Genomic DNA, 15,170 nt, shown 5'->3' with positions numbered 1-15,170 from the left:
AGGAGTGACCCCCTCATGCCGACACCCGACCCGACCCGCCGCGCGTTCCTCGGCCTGGTCGGCGCAAGCGTCCTGGTGGCGGGCTGCGCCGAGAAGAGACAGGCGCCCCAGGGCACGGCCGTGGCCGCCGACAAGCTCAAGAGCCTGGTGCCGACGCGGGTGCCGTTCGAGATCCCCGGGCTGAAGCCCGACCTGCCCGCCTCCGAGTTCGTGCAGGCGGGCTTCCTGACCCGGCCGGCCCAGATGGTGCAGGCCGTCACCACCCCGCCGCTGACCAGCGGCAAGGAGGTGACCGCGATGACGCCGCTGTGGGGCACGGTGCCGCCCGGGCTCGGCAGCAACTCCTACTACGAGGAGGTCAACAAGCGGCTCGGCGGCGTCGTCCGCTTCAACATCTCCGACGGCAACACCTACGGGCAGAAGCTCAGCACCGTCCTGGCCAGCGGCGACGTGCCGGAGATGGTGATGGTCCCGGAGTGGGAGCTGATCAAGATCGGCCGTTTCACCGAGGCGGCCAACAAGCTCTTCGCCGACCTGGGCCCCTACCTGGCCGGCGACAAGGCCAAGGAGTTCCCGCTGCTGGCCAACTACGACACCGCGGCCTGGCAGTACGGCGTCTTCGGCGGCGTGCTCCAGGGCATCCCGTGGCAGAACGACCCGTACCCGTTCGCCACGTTCGTCCGCCAGGACATCATGAAGAAGCTCGGCCTCGAACACCCCAAGAGCGCCGACGACCTGCTCACGCTCGGCGCGGCGATCACCGACGCCAAGGGCAAGCGCTGGGCGTTCGGCGGCGGCATGGAGCAGGAGATCCAGCGGGCCTTCGGCGTGCCGCGCGAGTGGCGCAAGAAGAGCGACGGCACGCTGGAGTACAAGTACGAGACCGAGGAGTGGGCCGCCCACATCGAGTTCGTCACCAAGCTCTTCGAGGCCGGCCACGTGCACCCCGACGTCGTGGCCAACAAGGACGCCGACAACAAGGCCATCTTCGGCAGCGGCGAGATCGTCGTCTACCGCGACGGGCTCGGCGCCTGGCACGAGGCGCTCGGCCGCTTCCAGGCCGACAACCCCGACTTCGACATGCAGATCGTCGACCCGTACCCGGCCAAGCCCGGCGGGCGGCTCATCATGTGGCGCAACGAGCCCGCCAGCATGTTCATCTTCATCAAGAAGGGGCTCGGCGACGCCCGCACCCGTGAGCTGCTCGCGCTGTCGAACTGGGCCTCGGGGCCGTTCGGCACCCAGGAGTACGAGCTGTGCTACAACGGCGTCGAGGGCAGGCACTACACGGTCGAGGACGGCAAGGTCAAGCAGACCGCGCTCGGCCGCAAGGAGGTCGCGCCGACCTACCTGTTCCTGTCCGGCCGGCCCAACGCCAACGCGATGAGCCAGTACGACGGGCTCGTGCAGTCCATGTGGGACTGGCAGACCAAGGCGGCCGCGATCCTGGAGAACGACCCGTTCGTGGGCATCCGCGTGGAGCGGCCGTCGAAGATGGCCGGACTGGTCACGCCCACCGAGGACAAGATGCAGGAGATCTTCCGCGGCAAGCGGCCGATCTCCGAGTGGCCGAAGATCCTCAAGGACTGGCAGGAGCAGGGCGGCAACGAGGCACGCGAGTTCTACATGAAGGTCGCGCGCGAGAACGGGCGGCTGTGAGGGCGCCGAGGACGAGCGCGGGCGCAGACACGGGCATGGACACAGGCAAGACCGGGGGCGCGGGCACCGGCTCGGGGGCCGGCGCCGGCACGAGCACGAGCACGAGCCCCGGAACCGCTCCCGGCACGGCCACGGTCAAGCGGCCGCTACGCCGCCGCGCGCCCGCCGCCTACCCCGCGAGCGGGCTGTCGTGGCGGGCCAAGCTGCGCAGGGACTGGCCGTTGCTGGTGATGAACCTGCCGATGCTGCTCGTCGTGGTCGCCTTCTGGTGGATCCCGGCGCTCGGCAACGTCATCGCCTTCCAGGACTACAACCCGTACACCGACGGCATCCTCGGCAGCCCCGTCATCGGGTTCACCAACTTCGCGCTGCTCTTCGAGGACCCGCAGTTCCTGCGCGCGATCACCAACACCCTGTCGATCACGGCGTTCCAGCTCATCTTCTACTTCCCCGTGCCGATCATGCTGGCGCTGCTGCTCAACAGCATCGTCTCGGCCCGGCTGCGGGCGTTCGTGCAGGGCGTGGTCTACATGCCGTTCTTCTTCTCCTGGGTGCTGGTCGTCGCCATCTTCCAGCAGATGTTCGGCGGCGCGGGCCTGCTCGCGCAGATCCTGCGGGAGAACGGCCGCGAGGCGGTGGACTGGATGACGAACTCCGAGACGTTCATCCTGCTCATCACCTCGCAGACGATCTGGAAGGACGCCGGCTGGGGCGCGATCATCTTCCTGGCCGCGCTCAGCACCATCGATCCCAACCTGTACGAGGCCGCCGCCGTGGACGGCGCCCGCCGCTGGCGCCGCATGTGGCACATCACGCTGCCCGGCCTGCGCCCGGTGATCGTGCTGCTGCTGATCCTGCGCCTGGGCGACGCGCTGAACGTCGGGTTCGAGCAGTTCATGCTGCAGCGCAGCGCGGTCGGCAGCGAGGCGTCCGAGGTGTTCGACACGTTCGTGTACTGGTCGGGCCTGCGTACCGGAGACCTCGGGTACGGGGCGGCGGCCGGGCTGTTCAAGGGCCTGGTGGGACTGCTGCTGATCCTGGCGGCCAACCGGGTCGCGCACGCCATGGGGGAACGAGGGGTGTATTCGCGATCATGACGGCTTCGACCTTCGCACGCGGCAAGGGCCGGCCGGCCCGGCTGGCCCCCTGGGAGGAACGCCCGTCACCGGCCGGGCAGCTCGGCAAGGGCACGCTGGTGATGCTGATCCTGGTGGCCGTGCTCGGCCCGCTCTACACGATCGTGCTCACCAGCCTCAGCTCGTCGGCCACGGTGACCGCGGCCGGAGGGCTGGTGCTGGTGCCGGACGGCATCACGTTCGAGGCGTACCGGCAGATCTTCTCCGACACGGTGGTCAGCCGGGCGATCCTCGTCAGCACCGGCGTCACCGTCGCCGGGACGCTGATCAGCGCCGGGGTGAGCGTGCTGGGGGCGTACTCGCTGTCGCGGCCCGGCTCGTTCCTGCATCGGCCGCTGCTGTTCAGCGTGCTGCTGATGTTCGTCTTCTTCCCGGGCATCATCCCGGTCTATCTGATGGTCAGCGGGCTCGGGCTGAAGGACAGCTACTGGTCGCTGATCCTGCCGACGGCCGTGTCGGCGTTCAACGTGGTGGTGCTGCGCTCGTTCTTCATGAACATCCCGAAGGAGATCCTGGACAGCGCCCGCATCGACGGGGCCGGTGAGTTCCGCATCCTGTTCAGGATCGTGCTGCCGATGTCGAAGGCGGTCACGGCGGTGGTGGCGATGTTCTACGCGGTCGGCTACTGGAACGCGTGGTTCAACGCGATGCTCTACATCGACGACACCCGCAAGTGGCCGCTCGCGCTCATCCTGCGGCAGTACGTGGTCGACTCGAACCCGCTGCCGGCCGCCACCGCGGGGGTGACGGGGGACGCGCCGCCCACCCTGGCCATCAAGATGGCGATCGTGGTCATCGCGGTCATCCCCGCGCTCGTCCTCTATCCTCTGGTGCAGCGCCACTTCACCAAGGGGGTGATCGTGGGCGCGGTCAAGGGCTGAGCCCGCGGGTCAGGAGTAGAAGTGCATGACCAGGGCCAGGCCACCGAAGTGCACGAGCACCACGATCGTGATCAATGACACGAACACGAACTTCGCCGGGCCGTGCTCGAAGTGTTTGCCCTCCTCCAAGGGGCGCAGCTTGGCCTGGCGCTCGGCGATGCGCTCCTCGATCGGCTTGCGGTGGAACACGGGCGACGTCCCTTCAGGGGCGGGAGGGGTATCCTTAGTGGGCTATTAGTTGGTACACAAAGTAATTTATCAGACGCCCCGGGAGGTCCCGCCGCATGGAGCCTGTGACAGAGCCGACAGATCTCCTCGCGCTGGACCGTCAGGTGTGCTTCGCCCTCAGCATCGCCTCCCGCAGCGTCATCGCCCTCTACCGGCCGCTGCTGCAGCCCATGGGCCTGACCCACCCGCAATATCTCGCCATGCTGGCGCTGTGGCAGCACGAGCCGCTGTCGGTCAAGGAGCTGGGCGAGCTGCTCCAGCTCGACGCCGGGACGCTGTCGCCGCTGCTCAAGCGGCTCCAGACGCTCGGTTACGTCAACCGCGAGCGCAACGCCAGGGACGAGCGCTCCCTCGTCGTCACCCTGACTCCCGAGGGGCGGCGGCTGCGGGCCGAGGCCGAGAAGATCCCGCCCGCGATCGTCGACCGTCTGGGAATGAGCCTGTCCGAGCTCCAGGACCTGCACGCGGTGCTGAGCCGCGTGATCGAAGCCGCCCGCCCCTGACTCACTTCATCAGCTCGTACGCGGTGTACGCCGTCACGCCGTACGCGAGGTGCGGCACGACGTCGGACGCCCAGGAGGACGCGGACCACTCACGCGGATCCGTGATCCCGAGCGCCGTCATGGGCCCGTTCGACCCGACCATGGCCAGCGCCGTCAACGCCAGCACCCCGACCGGCCACGGAATCCGCCGCTTTGACGCGAGCACCCCGTAGCAGACCGCCGCCCCGGCCCCGGTGACGTACCCCACCAACGCCCCGAGCGCCTCCTTCCTGTTCTCGGCCTGCTCCTTCTCCCCGAGTCCCACCCCGCCCATCTCGGCCAGCTTCCCCACGGTCTCGGCCGGCGTACTACTGGCCGCCCGCGCCCTGACCGCCATGTCGAGGTACGTGACGAGATTGAGCGCACTGGTCCCAGCCGCCCCGGCGATGAGCCCTTTGACGAGTGTCTGCATGCACCTTCGACTACCCACTTGCCACAAAGAAGGCCCTCCTGCCCAAAACACCCCAGCCAGACAGGAGGACCAGCTCCACAACCGGACCCCACCCCCCTCCCTCAAAAGACCTCAGCCCAACACTCTCCTCCCCAAAAGGCCCTCAACCGGGCAGGAGGGCGAGGTCCCGGGAGCGGACCCCACCCCCCTTCCCCAAAGGACCTCAGCCCGGTCGGAGGGTCACTTCCTATGCGGGGGTGCAGGTCGCCGTGGGTCGGGTGTTTTCTCCTGTGGCGTTGAAGCCGAAGGACGTGGTCGCGCCCGGGCCGACGTTGCCGTTGTAGCCGGCGTTGGTCACCGTGACGGACGCGCCCGACTGAGTGGGGGTGCCGCCCCACAGGTTGGTGACCCGCTGGCTGTCCGGCCAGGTCCAGGTGACCTTCCAGCCCGAGATGGCGCTGGTGCCGGTGTTCTTGACGGTGACGTTCGCCTGGAAGCCGCCGGGCCAGGAGTTGCCGGGCTCGTAGGCGGCGGTGCAGCCGGTTTCCGGGCTGACGGTGGGGGTGACCGAGACCGTCGGGGTGACCGAGACCGTAGGAGTGACGGTGACCGGCGGGCCGGTGCGGTCGCCGTAGATGATGCCGCGGCCGTTCGTGCCCAGGTAGACCCGGCCGTACACGCGCGGGTCGCCGGTCAGCGCCTCGCCCATGTTGCCCCACTGGTGCTCGTCGTCGTTGATGCGCAGCCAGCTCGACCCGCCGTCGTCCGAGCGGTACAGGCCGGTGACGCCGTCGATGGTGGCGACGGCGAAGACCGCCTGGTAGGTGGCCCCGGGCGCGGCCTTGCCGAAGCCGACGTTGACCGCGTTCGTGATGCCGGACAGCTTGGTGAAGGAAGCCCCGCCGTTGGTGGAGTGCCAGATGCCGCCCTCACCGGCCACCCACAGGTCGCCCTCGGCCCCGGGCACGGCCTTGAACTTGCCGGTCGTGGGCAGACCCGTGGCGGCGGTGGCGGTGAACGTGGCGCCGCCGTTGGTGCTGCGGTAGAGGCGGCCGCCGCTGAGGCCGTAGAACGTCATCGGGTTGACCCGGTCGGACTCCACGACCGCGTCGGTGGGCAGGCCGGACGCGGTCTGCCAGGAGTTGCCGTACCCGACGGAGTAGACGGGCGTGACGCCCTTGGGCGCCCACACGAAGCGGGAGCCGTCGGCCGCCGCGGCGACCGTGCCGCCCTCGTTGACGCCGCCCGGCTCGGTGCCCTGGAACCAGTTGGCGCCGCCGTCGGTGGAGAAGGCGACGTGGCTGTCGTTCGGACGGTCGGCGTCGGTGAAGTTCCCGGCCCTGACCATGATCGACGGCGCCTTCTCGGCGTAGTCGAGGCTGGTCGTGGAGGTGAAGGTCGGCTGGGTGAACATCATGGACGGGACGGCGTCCAGGTCGGTGTGCCGGAAGCCGGCGATGTCGCCGAGGCCGCTGATCAGGGGCGCGCCGCTGGGCGGGCTGATCAGGTCGAGGACGGCGGTCTCCTCCAGGCCCCTGGCCATGGGCCGGATCGTGAACTTGCCGCCGGAGTCCCACTGGGTGAGGTTCTCGGTGCCGTAGATGGTGGCGCCGGTGCCGTACATCATCCGGTCGGAGTCGAACGGGTCGATCTCCAGCGACTCGGTCATCCAGCCGAGCTTGGACGTGACCTCGGGCGGCTGCGGGTTGGTGCCGAAGGTCAGCCAGGGGTTCTCGGAGATGTTCATGGTGTAGCGGAACGAGCGGTCGGGGTAGGAGGTCCAGTCCCACACCCGGGTCCAGGTGGCGCCGGAGTCGGTGGAGCGGAAGAAGATGACGTCGGGCCACCAGGAGATCTGCGTGGCGACCATGATCGTCTCTGGGTTCTGCCGGTCGATGGTCAGGCCGCTGTAGCCGAAGTAGTCGTCGGAGCTGGACGACGGCACGGGGCTGATCTGGGTCCAGGCGCCGGTGGCGGTGGCGTAGCGCCACACGTCGCCCTTGCCCCCGTCGTACGGCCCGCCGGTGTCGCTGGTGGCGATGTACAGGTAGCCGTTGACCGTGTCGAGCACGCCCTTGTGGGCGATGTAGCCGGTCGGCTGCCCGGCCAGGCGCGACCAGGTGGCGCCGCCGTCGGTGGTGCGGTAGACGGTGTTCTCCTTGTCGGCGACGCCGACGTAGATGGTCCTGGTGGCGCTGCCCGAGGTGGACGAGCGCTTGTCGAAGGTCACCCAGACGACGCCGGGCCGGTGGCTGAGGTAGCCGTTGGGGTCGTTCGGATCCTGGGCGTAATCACCGGCGTTGGGGAAGCTCGTCACCTTCGCCCAGGTGGCGCCGTGGTCGGTGCTGCGCCACAGGCCGTTGCCGTTGGGCGCGCCGAAGTACAGGACGCGGTTGTCGTTGGGGTCGACCGACAGCGCCTCGCCCATGCCGCGGCCCGGCATGTTGCCGCCCAGCTTGAACGGCAGCGGCGTGGCCTGCCAGGTGTCGCCCTTGTCGGTGGAGCGCAGGATGGCGCCGTTGTTGGGATCCCAGCTGTTGGTGTACATGCCGACGGCGGCGTACACGCGGTTGGTCTGGACGGGGTCGGTGGCCAGGCTGATCACGCCGTTGTAGCCCCACTTGTCCCAGCCGACCCAGTCGAGCAGCGGGGTCCAGGACTTGGTGGACTGGTTCCACCGGTACGCGCCGCCGATGTCGGTGCGGGCGTAGAGGAGGTTGCGCTCCGTCGGGTTGAAGACGATGCCGGGGACGAAGCCGCCGCCGTCGATCCGTACGTTCTTGAACGCGTACGGATCGGAGGCGACGGCCGAGACGGGTGACATCCGCACCACGGCCGCCATGAGCAGGACGGCGGCGGCCGTGAGCATGACAAGAAGCCTTTTTCGCATGCGCGGCTCTTCCTTTCCTGGCGCCCGCTGGAGGGCGCACCAAAGGCGTCGATGACCGCCATGCACGAGCAGAATGCGAGACCCTGACCGTCGCCGCGCCTTCGCGCATGAGCTTTTCAAGAAGGCTCACACACCCGCGCACCGACGGTCAATAGTTTGGACGTACGACGAATTAACCAGCGACAGGAACGCTGTTCACAGGCCGTTCGGAACGCGCGCCGAGCGCCGCCCACAGCGCGATCGCGATGTAGACGAGCTGCTCGGGGATCCGCTCGGCCAGCGGCGAGGCGATCGAGGTGCCGGCGATGGCGGCGTAGATGTTGGCCGGCAGCAGCCCGACGAACAGCAGCGCCAGGCAGATGCCCGCGGGCCGCCTGAAGCGGGCGAGCACCAGCCCGGCCGCCCCGGCCAGCTCCAGCACCCCGGTCAGATACACCACGAACCCGGGGAACGGCACGAACGGCGGCACCATGGCCACCATGTCCCCGTAGTTGGGCATGAAGGTCACCCCGGCCGGCACGAAATGCGCGCTCGCCGTCATGACCAGCATCACGGCCAGCCCGTGGGCCGCGCTCACCCGCCACGTGCCGAACCGGCCCACGCCGAGCGCGCCGAGCCCCCTGAACGCCAGCGTGGCGACCAGCAGAACGATCAATGTCACGAGAGCCCCCATTGGATAGCACTACTACCTACTAATTAGATAACACCACTATCCATAGGAGTGCAACTCCTTAACGGATCCGGTTCTTCGGCGGCGGTGCGACGCTCACCTTCGACCCCCACCCGGTGTAGGTGGTCACCATCTGGAACCGGCCGTCCGTGGGCACGTTGTCGACGGCCTGGCGCGAGGTGACGAGCTTGCGCGGCAGATCGTCAGGGCCGAGCGTGAGCGCGTACGTCAGCACGGCGTCCCCCGCCCCGCCGCCGAAGGGCATGCTCGCCCGGAACCACGGCGACACCTTCCGCAGCGTGGCGTAACCGATCTTGCCGGAGTACGTGCGGCCCTTCTTCCTGCCCTTGAGCAGGACCTTCAGCGTGGCCGGCTCCGCCGGGTTCACGAGCTGCCCGTAGCTGCCCGTGTAGGAGCCGGTCGAGCCCAGGGGCTCCTTGGCGAACGTGCCGTCGCCCGGGCTGAACACGTCGACCCGGTGGGTGGTCCAGCTCTTCCCGCCGATCCAGATCGTACGGCCGCCGTCCACGGCGTACAGGCGGTTGAAGACGCCGCCCGAGTACTTCTTGACCTGGGCGGTGATGTCGGAGGCCGCGATGCCCTTCTCGCCGAACCGCCACTTACCGGTGCGCCGTAAGAACGTCGTGGTCCCGGAGTCGTTCACCAGGGACGTGGCGTCGCGGAACTTGACGCCCCTGCCCGGCTTGATCGTCTTCTGGAGTGCCTTGACCGGGTCGGCCGGGGCGGCGAGGGCGGGGGTGGCGGCCATGGACACGGTCATGGCCGCCGCCACTGCGGCTCCTGCGATCTTCCGCATGGAGTTTCCTTCCTTCGGGAGATCGCAGAGTCTGCCGGACCTTGATCACGACCGGGTGAACGCGAAGTCCTTGATCCGCAGGTCGCCCTTGAACACCACGTACAGGTCGCCTGAGCCCGCCTTCGCCGTCGCGGTCACGTCCGCGTACTGGTAGATCCCGCCCGTGGCGGGCACCTGCACGGTCGCGAGCAGCGCGCCGGTCGGCGAGCCGCGCCGCACCTCGAACGAGCCGCCGCCGGCCGAGGCCACCGACGCCGTGAGCCGAGAGCCCCACGACGCGCGGGTGAAGGCCAGCCAGTCGCCGGCCGAGCCCTCGACGACCTCGCCGCTCACCTTGCTCGCGTCGGCGAAGGCGACGCCCGCGTAGTCGTCGAAGTCCATGGCCCTGGTCGGCTTGGTGAGGTCGCGCACGGGGACCGTCTCGCCGGAGACGCGCAGCGTCGTGGACTGGCGGATGCGGTCGGAGGCGGAGCCGACGAGCACGTCGTGGGTGGCCTTCTCGACCGTCCACTTGCCCCGGGTGTGGTCCCAGACGGCCAGGTCCGCCTTCTTCAACAGGAAGCTCACCGTACGGCTCTCCCCCGGCTTGAGCGTCACCCGCTGGAAGCCGCGCAGTTGCTTGACCGGCTGCGCGAAGCGCGAGCCGCGCTGGTGGGTGTAGAGCTGCACGACCTCGTCGCCGGTCACCTTGCCGGTGTTGGTCACCTTCACGCTCACCTTGTCGCCCTGCACGCGCAGGCCCTGGTAGCCGAACGTGGTGTAGCTGAGGCCGTGGCCGAAGGCGTAGAGCGGCTTGTCCTTGTTGTAGAGGTACGTCATGCCGGTCTTGACCAGGTCGTAGTCCAGCAGGTCCGGCAGGTCGTCGCCGGCCGGCCAGGTCTGGGGCAGCCGCCCGCCCGGGTTGACGTCGCCGAACAGCACGTCGGCGATGGCGTGCCCGGTCTCGGCGCCCGCGTGCGTGGTCCACAGCAGCGTCGGTGCGTCCACGGTGACCGGGTAACTGGTCTCCAGGACGACCACCGTGCGCGGGTTGGCCTTGCGCACGGTGTCGATCAGCCGCCGCTGTCCCTCGCCCAGCTTCAGCGTGTCGCGGTCGTGGAACTCGCGGCCCGCCACGAACGGGTGGCTGCCCACCACCACGACCGCGACCTGCGCCTTCTTGGCCTGCGCCGCGGCCTCGGCGATGCCGTCGGAGACGACCTCCTTGGCGAACGCGGCGGCCTGCGCCTTGGGCACCAGACCGAGCGTGCCCTCAGGGGTGACGCCCACGTACGCGTCGGGCAGCGCGAACCAGCTCTCGACCGTCTCGTAGCCGGCGTACCTGATGAGGTAGGCGCCGCCGGGCTGCTTCTCCAGGGCGAACTGCTGGGAGACGTACCAGCCGTCGGGCTCGGCGTCGTCGGTGTCGAGCGAGCGCCAGTCGCCGCCGAACAGCCTGCCGTTGCCGGCGTTGCGCAGCGTGGAGACGCCGCCGGTCCAGTCGGTCAGGTCCCACTGGGAGGCCGCGGTGGGCGCGGTGTCGGTGAGCGCGGCGTTGTCGTCGGGCCCGGTGCCGGTGGCGGTGAGGTACTTGCCGCTCTCGACGTGCTTGAGCGCGATGCGCTCCAGCCCCTCGCCGGTCGTCACGCCGGGCACCCGCTCCTTGATCCCGTCGAGCGGCGTCACCTGGTACGGCAGCTGCCCCGAGTACCAGTCCCGGTAGAGCTTGCCGGCCAGCGGCCCGACCACGGCCGCCGACTTCGGCCTGCCCAGCGGCAGCACGCCGGAGTTCTTCAGCAGCACGGCCGCCTTCGCCGCGGTCACGCGGTTCAGCTTCTGGTTGGCGGCGCTGTTGATCACGTCGGCGCCGATCTTCCTGTACGGCCCGCCGTCCGGGTCGAAGTGCCCGAGCCTGGTCCTGATCGACAGCACCCGCCCGACGGCCTTGTCCACGTCCGCCTCGGTGATGCGGCCCTGGTCGAGTGCCGCCCTGAGGTTGGTGACCAGCGGCCCGATGTCGCTGCCGTCGATGGTGAAGCTGTCGAGCCCGGCCTTGAGCACGGCCGCGAACGCCTCGGGCTTGCCCTCGTAGTAGTGCTCCAGGTCGGTGAGCGCGTGCGGCCCCCAGGCGTCGCTGACGTTGTAGAGCGTCTTGCCGGTCCACGACCTGACGACGGTGTCCAGGTCGGGGTTGACGTGGTTGGGCCGCCCGTTGACCAGGTTGTACGACGCCATCACCCCGGTCGCCGCGTCGGCCGAGATCGCCGCCTTGAACGCCGGCTCGTAGTACTCGTGCCTGAGCTTGGGCGTCAGGTTGGAGGAGGTGAGGCTGCGGTCGGTCTCGTTGTTGTAGGCCAGGTAGTGCTTCAGGACGGGCGCGGTCTTGAGGTAGAAGGGGTTGTCGCCCTGGAGGCCCTTGCCGTACGCGGTGGACATGGCCCCGGTCAGCAGCGGGTCCTCGGAGTAGCCCTCCTCGTTGCGGCCGGCCCTGGGGTCGCGCAGCAGGTCCACCACGGGCGCCCACACCTGCAGCCCCCACAGGACGGGGTCGGTGGCGTTGTAGCCGCGCGCCTCGTCGCCCACGGCCGAGCCGACCCGCTTGACCAGCTCCGGGTCCCAGGTGCTGGCCAGGCCCACGGCCTGCGGGAACACCGTGCCGCTCGCGAACTTCTGGTTCCAGTTGTCGTCGAGGTGGTTGGACCAGGCGACGCCGTGCAGGGCCTCGGTGCCGTTCTTGTGGTAGCCGATGCCGAGCCGGGGGATCGCGGGCTGCGACTGGTGCAGCAGGCTGAGCTTCTCGTCCAGCGTGAGCCGGCCGAGCAGGTCGGAGACCCGCTGGTCGAGCGGGAGTGCCGGGTTCTGGAAGGGGTGGCTCGGGTCGGCCTGGGCGGGCGCGGCGAGCAGGGACGCGCCCAGGGCAAGGGTGGCTAATAACGGGACTTTTCGCATCTTGGAATCTCCATCACTTGATGGCGCCGACCGTCACACCTCGGGTCAGCGTGCGCTGGAAGATCAGGAAGAAGGCGACCGCCGGCAGCACGCCGAGCAGTGCCGACGCGCTGGACATGGTGGCGTCCATGTACCGCTCCCCTTGCAGGATCCCGAGCGCCACCGGCACGGTCTGGGTGTCGTTCGAGATCAGGAAGATGAGCGGCAGGAAGAACTCGTTCCAGGTCCAGATGAAGAAGAAGATCAGCAGGACGTTGATCGTCGGCCGGCTGATCGGCACCACGATCCTCAGCAGCGCGCGCAGCCGCCCCGCGCCGTCGATCGCCGCCGCCTCCAGGATCTCCTTCGGGAACTGGCCCAGCACCGCGCTCAGCAGGTACGTGCCGAACGCCGCCTGGATCGCGGTCATCACGATGATCACCGCGAGCTGGGTGTCGTACAGGCCGGCGGCCTTGGCCAGGTAGTACAGCGGGTAGGCCAGCGACTCCTGCGGCAGCGTGTTGGCCACCAGGAACAGCACGAGGATCCACAGCCGGCCCTTCACCCGGCCGATGCCCAGCGCGTACGCGTTGAGCACTGACAGCACGACCGCGAGCACCGCCACGGACGCGCTGATCAGGAAGCTGTTCCAGAGCTTGGTGCCGAACTCCGCCCGGTTCCAGAAGTCCACGATGCCCTGGAGGTAGAGCCCGTCGGGCAGGCTCAGCGGCCCCTGCGAGCTGTACTCGGCCGGCGACTTGATCGCGTTCATCGCCACGATGACGAACGGGAAGATCATCACCACGGCCAGCACGACGAGCGCGAACAGCACCGCCCACCGCCCGGGGCCCCTCATGACTCACGCTCCTGCACCCGCAGGAACAGGAACGTCACCACGATGATGATCAGCGCCAGCACGGTGGCGATCGCCGAGCCGTAGCCGACGTTGCTCTTCTGGAAGAAGTTCAGGTACGAGAAGTACGACGGCACCATCGTCGCGTTGCCGGGACCGCCCCTGGTCAGCACGAAGATCGGCCCGAACACCTTCAGCGCCGCGATCGTGCACGTCAGCAGCACCACGAAGATCTCCGGCCGGATCTGCGGGATCGTGATGTGCCAGAACTTCCGCCACCACGAGGCCCCGTCGATCTCGGCCGCCTCGTAGTAGGACGGGTCCACCCGCTGCAGCCCGGCCATGAAGATGACCACCGGGTAGCCGAGCTGGAACCACACCATGACCCCCATGACCGTGGCCAGCGCCAGGTCGGGGTCGCCGAGCCAGTCGAGGTCGAGGCCGAGGATCTGGTTGACGGCGCCGTACGAGGGGTGCAGCATCCAGCCCCACACCACGCCCGCCACCGCCACCGGCAGCACCTGCGGCAGGTAGTACATCGCGCGCAGCGCCGAGGCCGTGCGGGTGCCGAACCTCCTGCCGATGTAGTCGAACAGAGCCGCCGCCAGCACCAGCCCGATCGCGGTCGGCACGATCGCCATCGCCACGATCAGCCCCACGTTGTGCTGGAACGACTCCCAGAACCGCTCGTCGGCCAGCAGCCGCGTGTAGTTGTCGAACCCGATCCAGCGCGGCGTGCCCACCCCCGACCAGCGGGTGAAGCTCGCCCCGACGTTCATCACGAACGGCACGACGATGACGGCGAGGAACAGCAGCAGGCTGGGCACCAGATAGAGCCAGTAGCCCCGCCTGCTGCTCGTACGTACGCTCATCTAGTTGCCCAGGTCGGCGAGGTTGTCCTCGTACGGCCCGGCGATCTCGTCCAGCACCTGGGCAGGGGTCTTGCTGCCGTTGATGAGGTTCTGGACGCCGGCCACCAGCACGTCGTAGTAGCCGGGCGCGGGCCAGTCGGGGTAGAAGGCCAGGCCGTCGGCGGCGGTCAGCTTGTTGAAGGTCTCGATGAGCTCCTTGCTCTTCTCGTCGGTGATCGCGCCGGGGTCGGCGGCCACGGGGACGCCGCCCGAGTTGCCGAGCAGGTTCTGGATGTCCTTGCTCATGGTGATGTCGATGAAGTCGTACGCGAGGTCCTTGTTCTCGGAGTTCTCGGGCACGACCCAGAGGTTGCCGCTCGACCCCGGCGACATGGCGGCGCCGGGGAACAGGAAGTGGCCCCACTCGAAGTCCTTGATCTCCGAGGCGAAGCGGCCGTACCACCAGCTCCCGCTGATCACCATGGGGAACTCGCCCTTCATGAAGGCCACGCCCATGTCCTCGGCCTTGAGTCCGGCCGAGTTCTTCGCGATGTAGCCCTTCTTCACCCAGTCGGCGAACGTCTCGGCCCCGTAGGTGAACTCGGGCCCGTGGAAGTCGACCTTGCCCTTGTAGAGCTGGTACGACTCCATCCACGGCTTCTGCGCCTTGGTCAGCGCGAGCTGGTAGAGGATCTGCTGCGCCGGGTACTCGGCGCCGGCGTTGGCGAGCGGGGTCACCCCGGCCTTGACGAAGGTGTCCAGCGCGGCGGTGAACTCCTCGTACGTGGCCGGCACCTCGACCTTGTGCTTGGCGAAGAGGTCCTTGTTGTAATAGACCATCACGAACTCGCCGTAGTTGGGCACGCCGTACCACTTGCCGGAGCCCATCACGCCGCGCTCGTCGTACTTGGCGGTGGTCTGCAGGCCGCCGGGCAGCAGCTTGTCCCAGCCGCGCTTGGTGGCCTCCTCGCTGAGGTCGGTCAGCAGGCCCTGCTTCGACAGCAGCCCCGACGTGGCGTTGCCCTTGTTGTACTCCATGAGGTCGGGCGCCTCGTCCGAGTTGAGCACCATGCTCGCCGTCTTCTGGATCTGCTCGAAGCCCTTCTCCTCGAACTCGACCTGCACGTTCGGATGCGACGCCTCGAACTTCTTGATCGCCTCGGCCCACGCCTTGCCCATCGCGCTCTCGGCGCTCTCGTAGTGCCAGAGCTTGAGCACGCGCGGCTCCGTGCCGCTAGGGGCGGGGGTCTCCGAGCCGCCCGAACCGCAGGCCGACAATGCCGACAGGGCGAGCACGGCGGCGGCCAGCACCGCCGCGCCTCGTGATCTGACCATGATCCCTCCA

Annotated in this window: 13 protein-coding genes; 4 read left to right on the top strand and 9 right to left on the bottom strand. The window is 68.7% G+C overall.

The annotated features are described in order from the left end of the window. The first annotated feature begins 15 nt into the window (after positions 1 to 15). From AB0K18_RS18140 to AB0K18_RS18130, 3 genes are read left to right on the top strand one after another with little or no spacing between them, the layout of a single operon-like run. Complete coding sequence (locus tag AB0K18_RS18140; RefSeq protein ID WP_364915241.1) at positions 16 to 1,659, top strand: extracellular solute-binding protein; 1,644 nt, start codon at positions 16 to 18, stop codon at positions 1,657 to 1,659. A gap of 35 nt (positions 1,660 to 1,694) precedes the next feature. Further along, positions 1,695 to 2,756 (top strand): ABC transporter permease subunit, encoded by a 1,062-nt coding sequence (locus AB0K18_RS18135; protein ID WP_364915239.1) that lies wholly within the window; start codon positions 1,695 to 1,697, stop codon positions 2,754 to 2,756. Then, entirely contained in the window at positions 2,753 to 3,676 is a 924-nt protein-coding gene (locus AB0K18_RS18130) for a carbohydrate ABC transporter permease (RefSeq protein WP_364915237.1), read from the top strand. Before AB0K18_RS18135 ends, AB0K18_RS18130 begins: the two co-directional genes overlap by 4 nt. A 9-nt stretch (positions 3,677 to 3,685) precedes the next feature. Here the strand turns inward: AB0K18_RS18130 and AB0K18_RS18125 are convergent, their stop codons facing one another. Further along, a complete protein-coding gene (locus AB0K18_RS18125; RefSeq protein ID WP_345396182.1) occupies positions 3,686 to 3,865 on the bottom strand; it encodes a hypothetical protein in 180 nt (59 codons plus the stop codon). A 95-nt stretch (positions 3,866 to 3,960) separates the two neighbouring features. Here AB0K18_RS18125 and AB0K18_RS18120 point away from each other — a divergent pair, with 95 nt between their 5' ends. After that, positions 3,961 to 4,407 (top strand): MarR family transcriptional regulator, encoded by a 447-nt coding sequence (locus tag AB0K18_RS18120; RefSeq protein WP_364915235.1) that lies wholly within the window; start codon positions 3,961 to 3,963, stop codon positions 4,405 to 4,407. Position 4,408: 1 nt separating this feature from the next. On the opposite strand, the gene AB0K18_RS18115 is transcribed toward AB0K18_RS18120, so the two are convergent. The 8 genes from AB0K18_RS18115 to AB0K18_RS18080 all read right to left on the bottom strand — a co-directional run bounded on the left by AB0K18_RS18115 (position 4,409) and on the right by AB0K18_RS18080 (position 15,160). Next, positions 4,409 to 4,858, bottom strand: coding sequence for a hypothetical protein (locus AB0K18_RS18115; protein WP_364915233.1), 450 nt, complete (start codon positions 4,856 to 4,858; stop codon positions 4,409 to 4,411). A 226-nt stretch (positions 4,859 to 5,084) separates the two neighbouring features. Further along, positions 5,085 to 7,706 carry a cellulose binding domain-containing protein gene (locus tag AB0K18_RS18110; protein ID WP_364915231.1) on the bottom strand — a complete coding sequence of 874 codons (2,622 nt, stop codon included), beginning with the start codon at positions 7,704 to 7,706 and terminating at the stop codon, positions 5,085 to 5,087. A gap of 193 nt (positions 7,707 to 7,899) precedes the next feature. Beyond that, positions 7,900 to 8,388: a hypothetical protein gene (locus tag AB0K18_RS18105; protein ID WP_364915229.1), complete on the bottom strand. Its 489-nt coding sequence runs from the start codon at positions 8,386 to 8,388 to the stop codon at positions 7,900 to 7,902. Between the two features lie 70 nt (positions 8,389 to 8,458). After that, on the bottom strand, positions 8,459 to 9,214 hold the full coding sequence (locus AB0K18_RS18100) for a hypothetical protein (protein WP_364915227.1): 756 nt from the start codon (positions 9,212 to 9,214) through the stop codon (positions 8,459 to 8,461). A gap of 45 nt (positions 9,215 to 9,259) precedes the next feature. Next, positions 9,260 to 12,142 (bottom strand): glycoside hydrolase family 3 C-terminal domain-containing protein, encoded by a 2,883-nt coding sequence (locus tag AB0K18_RS18095; protein WP_364915225.1) that lies wholly within the window; start codon positions 12,140 to 12,142, stop codon positions 9,260 to 9,262. A gap of 13 nt (positions 12,143 to 12,155) precedes the next feature. Beyond that, positions 12,156 to 12,977 carry a carbohydrate ABC transporter permease gene (locus AB0K18_RS18090; protein WP_364915223.1) on the bottom strand — a complete coding sequence of 274 codons (822 nt, stop codon included), beginning with the start codon at positions 12,975 to 12,977 and terminating at the stop codon, positions 12,156 to 12,158. After that, positions 12,974 to 13,846: a sugar ABC transporter permease gene (locus AB0K18_RS18085; protein WP_364915221.1), complete on the bottom strand. Its 873-nt coding sequence runs from the start codon at positions 13,844 to 13,846 to the stop codon at positions 12,974 to 12,976. The genes AB0K18_RS18090 and AB0K18_RS18085 overlap by 4 nt, the downstream gene beginning before the upstream one ends. Continuing rightward, complete coding sequence (locus AB0K18_RS18080) at positions 13,847 to 15,160, bottom strand: extracellular solute-binding protein (protein WP_364915219.1); 1,314 nt, start codon at positions 15,158 to 15,160, stop codon at positions 13,847 to 13,849. Positions 15,161 to 15,170: the final 10 nt, after the last annotated feature.

It is taken from the genome of Nonomuraea sp. NPDC049421 (assembly GCF_040677005.1).
In the GTDB taxonomy this organism is placed as follows: domain Bacteria; phylum Actinomycetota; class Actinomycetes; order Streptosporangiales; family Streptosporangiaceae; genus Nonomuraea; species Nonomuraea salmonea.
The sequence above is the reverse complement of the archived record's forward strand: the minus strand, read 5'-3'. Positions and strand labels throughout refer to the sequence as shown.